The 5,330-nt window shown below is 64.5% G+C and carries 3 protein-coding genes; 2 read left to right on the top strand and 1 reads right to left on the bottom strand.

Annotated features, from left to right (window positions below):
• Window positions 1-851: 851 nt before the first annotated feature.
• On the top strand, window positions 852-2,915 hold the full coding sequence (locus tag AC5ZFO_RS47050; RefSeq protein ID WP_282520515.1) for a M23 family metallopeptidase: 2,064 nt from the start codon (window positions 852-854) through the stop codon (window positions 2,913-2,915).
• 155 nt (window positions 2,916-3,070) lie between these two features.
• Window positions 3,071-4,690, top strand: a complete 1,620-nt coding sequence (locus tag AC5ZFO_RS47045; protein ID WP_282520514.1) for an NHL repeat-containing protein — start codon at window positions 3,071-3,073, stop codon at window positions 4,688-4,690.
• A gap of 96 nt (window positions 4,691-4,786) precedes the next feature.
• Here the strand turns inward: AC5ZFO_RS47045 and AC5ZFO_RS47040 are convergent.
• Window positions 4,787-5,330: ClpB D2-like domain containing protein (locus AC5ZFO_RS47040; RefSeq protein ID WP_496124137.1), on the bottom strand; the 544-nt coding region annotated here is incomplete at its 5' end.

The raw sequence follows: 5,330 nt of genomic DNA, 5'->3' as shown, positions 1-5,330 counted from the left end.
ACACCCTTACCGACGATGAATGAACTCCAATCGACTTACGTCGACTGTTGTGTCACTCAACAAGGTGAGGAGCATCAGTGGCGCGTTCGCTCGCCTTGGTCAGTGACCCGGCGGCGCCGCGCTCAGTGGTCGGGTTATAGGCCCCCCCGCCCGGGATTGTCAACGCCCATTGTCAACAAATCGTCGCACGGTGGATCATCGAAAAAAAATCCAGCAATTCCAGCCAATTAGAGGGGCAGCCAACGGCCGGAGCGAAGCTGCACCGCAAAAAAATCTCAAAAAAAGTTTGCTCGCCGGCGGGCTCCGGAGGGGGCTTTGGACGCCTCTCCGGGCACCCTCCCCCTGCGTCCTTCCAGACGCCCCCGATGTCCTGGCAGGCGAAGGCCCCTCCAGGCCGGACCCAGTCCTCGTCCATGGCAGACGAGCCCATCCCCCAGGCCGGACCGAGCTCTACCCAGGCCAGACCTGGTCCCGCGGCCCCGGCCAGACGGGGCTTCTTGCGCCCGGCCGTTCAGGAAACTTTTTCCATATTAGGCGCCGTACTAGAGCCACAATCCCGCGGCGTTCTGGTACAGACAAGCTTGAATCGCAGGATGCCAGTGGGGGCTGCCGGCGATTTTCATGGGGTCAGAGGAAGGCGATCTTGCAGATGACGCAGCCTTCCTCCGACATTCGAGAGACATCGAGAGACCTTTACCCGTCCAGCTGTTCGTAATTTCGGCCGGCCCCATCGAGGGCTTTCTGAGCGCGGGCGCCTGTGCGGCTTGCCTTTTCCGGCGATCCCCCTTCAAGAGGGCGGCCGGGAGAGGTTCGAAAGCGGGCATCTCGGGTCGTTGATTGGGGGACTTAGGTTGAACCACAGGACGTCACGCGGCGCTTACGGGCGTGAGACCGGGATCATCGATCTCGGCCACGAGCCGCCGCTGTCCGTCGATGGTTCCGAGGCCGCCGTCATCGATCGCCGCCGCGTTTCGGTGCAATGGTTCAGCGGGACAATTCTGACCGGACTCTGCGGCGCAGCCCTGATCGGCGGCGCCGTTTTCGCTTCTCTCGACGGTGAGATGACCTTCGCCAAGGTGCCTGAGCGCGTCGAAGGCGCGCTGCGCGGCGCATTCGGCGCCGCCGATCGCGCCGCCACGCTGCACAAAAGCGACCGCCTGCCGCCGCCGAACGAATCCACGGCCTCGCGCAACATCGTGCGCGTCTCCACCGTCGCCCGCGTCGGCAACCGCGACGTGATGCGGGTGCGCCCGTTCGTCCGGATCGCCGGCAATCTGTCGATGACGACGAGCGATCTGTCGGCAAAGATCCCGCCGTTCAACGCCCAGCGCCTGCTCACCGATGTCGGCTCCGATCCGAAGACCGCGGCGGAAGATCCGAACAATCCCGAAGCCGTCGAGCCCGATGCCGAAGTCTCCTTCGTCACTAAAGACCTGTCACCGGTGCTGCCGAAGGCCAAGATTTCCGCCGTGGTGGCGCTCGACGACATCCTGATGCGGGTGCGCGACGCCGCCAACTGGCGCGGCAATGGCGGGGTGCGCTACGCCTCGCTCGCCAAGGCCACCGCCGACGTCTCCGGGGCGACCGGCCCCTCCGACATGAAGATGGCCTACGCCAGCGAAGTGTCGCCGTCCGATCCCTATGCCGGCTTCGAGACGCGCGTGGTGCCGGAAAACGTCACGCTGCTGCCGAAGACCAAGGAGCAGATCACCGGCGGCAATCCCAACGGCGAACGCGTCCACATGGTCAAGAAGGGCGACAGCGTCGGCTCGGTCCTGCGCGATCTCGGCGCGACGGCCGAGGAGATCAAGGCGATCACCGCGACGCTCGGCCCGCGCGGCCGCGACGGCGGCCTGAAGGAAGGCGAAAAACTCCGCATCCTGATGGCGCCCGCAAGCCCCGGCGCCCGCCTCCAACCCTATCGCGTCGTGGTTGCAAACGACACCATGGTCGAGGCGATCGCGGCGCTGTCCGATCTCGGCAAATACGTCGCGGTCGACGTCTCCAGCATGAACACCGTCGCCGATGCCGCGGCCAGCGCCAACAGCGACGACGATGACGACGATGACGGCACCGGCGTGCGGCTCTACCAGAGCATCTACGAGACCGCGATGCGCAACAAAGTGCCAATGCCGGTCATCGAGGACATGATCAAGATCTACTCCTACGACGTCGATTTCCAGCGCAAGGTGCAGCCGGGCGACTCGTTCGACGTGTTCTATGCCGGCGAAGACGAGGGCGTGACGTCGAGCGAAAAGAACGACGTGCTGTTCGCTTCCCTCACGGTCGGCGGCGAGACCAAGAAATACTACCGCTACCAGAGCCCCGACGACGGCGTCGTCGACTACTATGACGAGACCGGCAAGAGCGCGAAGAAATTCCTGGTCAGGAAGCCCGTCAACAACGCCATCATGCGCTCGGGCTTCGGCGGTCGCCGCCACCCGATCCTGGGCTATGTGAAGATGCACACCGGCGTCGACTGGGCTACCGCCTACGGCACGCCGATCTTCGCCTCCGGCAACGGCGTGATCGAGAAGGCCGGCCCTGAAGGCGGCTACGGAAAGTATATCCGGATCAAGCATTCCAACGGCTATGAGACGGCCTACGGCCACATGTCGGCCTTCGCCAAGGGCATGGAGATCGGCAAGAAGGTGCGGCAGGGTCAGGTGATCGGCTTCGTCGGTTCGACCGGCCAGTCGACCGGCCCTCACGTCCACTACGAAATCCTGGTCAACGGCCGCTTCGTCGATCCGCTGCGCGTGAAATTGCCGCGCGGCCGTTCGCTGGAAGGCACGGTGCTGGCGGGCTTCGAGAAGGAACGCGACCGGCTCGACGCCATGATGAGCGGCCGCAACGGCGCCATCGCCCGCATTTCGGACGCAACCGGCGGCCCGTTGCAGGTCACCAACCGCTGATCCCCTAACCGGCCGAAATCGACCGGACATCTCTGGAAAACATGATCTGGATGCGACGTCGTCAAGCGACGTCGTTTCACCGCGTTACAACGTCAAGTTTCGTTTGCCAAAGCGGCACCAGGGGCGAATACTTTCCAAAAAAGGGAGGTCTCGCCATGAAGAACAGGCTCGCCTGCGCAAGCTTCGTTGCTGCGATTTTCGCCACCACGAGCGTATTTGGCGAGAGCTGGGAGGTCAGCAAGCTCGTCCCCGGCTCGGCGTTCCACGGCGTGCACGGGCTCGGAATCGACAAAGCCGGCCATCTGTTTGCCGGCAGCGTCGCGGGCGCGGCGCTCTACGAGGTCGACATTGCAGGCGGTACCGCCAAGGTTGCAATCCCGTCTCCCGTGGGCATGGCCGACGACATCGCATTCGCGCCCGATGGCACCATGGCCTGGACCGGCTTCCTGACCGGCGATCTCTATTCGCGCAAGGGCGACGGCCCGATCAAGAAGCTGGCTAGCGGCCTTCCCGGCATCAACTCGCTCGCCTTCCGCAAGGACGGCAGGCTTTACGCGACCACCGTCTTCCTCGGCGACACGCTCTATGAGATCGACGTCGAGGGCGTCAAACCGCCCCGCCAGATCATGGAGAAGATGGGCGGCCTCAACGGCTTCGAGTTCGGCCCCGACGACAAGCTCTACGGTCCGCTCTGGTTCAAGGGGCAGGTCGCAAAAGTCGACGTCGACAAGGCCGAGCTGACCGTCGTCGCCGACGGATTCAAGGTCCCGGCCGCGGTGAACTTCGATTCCAAGGGCAATCTCTGGGTGGTCGACACCGCGCTCGGCCAGCTCGTTCGGGTCGATCCCAAGTCGGGCGCCAAGACCATGGTCGCGCAGCTGAAGCCGTCGCTGGACAATCTCGCGATCGATGACAAGGACCGCATCTACGTCTCCAACATGGCCGACAACGGCATCCAGGAGGTCGATCCCGCGACCGGCCAGGCCCGGCAGGTCATCATCGGCAAGCTCGCTTTGCCCGGCGGCATCGGCGTCACCTCGGACAACGGCAAGGATACGATCCACGTCGCCGACGTGTTCGCCTATCGCACGGTGGACGGTGCGACCGGCGAGGTCACCGAGAGGGCGCGCATGCACGCCGCCGGAGCCACGCTCGAATATCCGATGAGCGCGACGGCGAAAGGCAACGACGTGGTCCTGTCGAGCTGGTTCACCGGCACGGTGCAGGTGATCGACGCCAAGACCGGCGCCACCCGCGACATGCTGCACGACTTCAAGGCGCCGCATGACGCAATCGTGCTCGAGGACGGTAGCATCCTGGTGGCCGAGCTCGGCACCAAATCGCTGGTCCGCGTCAGCGGCGAGCACGGCAGGGACCGCACCACGCTGATTGGCGGCCTCGAAGGTCCGGTCGGGCTCGTCGGCGGATCGCGCGGCGAGGTCTACCTCACCGAAGCCTTCGCAGGCGTCGTTTCCAGGATCGAGACAAACGGCGAAAAGACCGTGCTCGCCAAGGAGTTGAAAATGCCCGAAGGCATCGCGCGCGGGAGCGATGGCAGGCTGATCGTGGCGGAAGTAGGCGCCAGGCGGCTGATCGAGATCGCGCCGGACAGCGGCAAGGTCACCGAGGTCGCTGCCAATCTTCCGATCGGGCTGATGGGCGCCCCCGGGGGCCTGCCCAGCAACATCCCGACCGGCGTCGCCATCGGCGCCTCCGGAATCATCTACTTCTCCTCCGATATCGAGAACGCGATCTACAAGGTCGTGAAGAAGTAGCGAGCTCGCTCGAGCGAGCCGCACCCTGCCAAAAAAGATCGCCCCGGAGAGGACGACCCCTCCGGGGCGGATTTATTTAGCGGTGCGCATCAGCGCTCAGTTCAGCTTCCGCTTCGACACCGGCGCCTCGAACTGGGCGATCTCCGCGGTCTGCGGCGCCTTGCCGTTGAAGGTGAGCACGTTGCCTTCGGACGAGATCGCAACCGTATCCCCGTCCCTGACGTCGCCGGCCAGGATCATCTCGGCGAGCGGATCCTGGAGGTAGCGCTGGACCACGCGCTTCAGCGGCCTTGCGCCGTAGGCGGGATCCCAGCCCTTCGCAGCAAGCCAGTCGCGGCCCGCGGCATCGAGCGTCAGCACGATCTTGCGATCGGTCAACAGCTTCTGCAGCCGGGCGAACTGGATCTCGACGATCCGGCCCATCTCGCTCCTCTGCAGGCGGTGGAACAGGATGATCTCGTCGACACGGTTCAGGAACTCGGGCCGGAAATGCCCGCGCACCATTCCCATCACCTGCTCACGCACGGCTGAGGTGTCTTCGCCCTCCGGTTGATTCACCAAATACTCCGAACCGAGGTTCGAGGTCATGATGATCAGCGTGTTGCGGAAATCGACCGTGCGGCCCTGACCATCGGTCAGG

The organism is Bradyrhizobium sp. Unk1, assembly GCF_059512345.1.
This window is presented reverse-complemented; position numbering and strand designations above follow the sequence as displayed.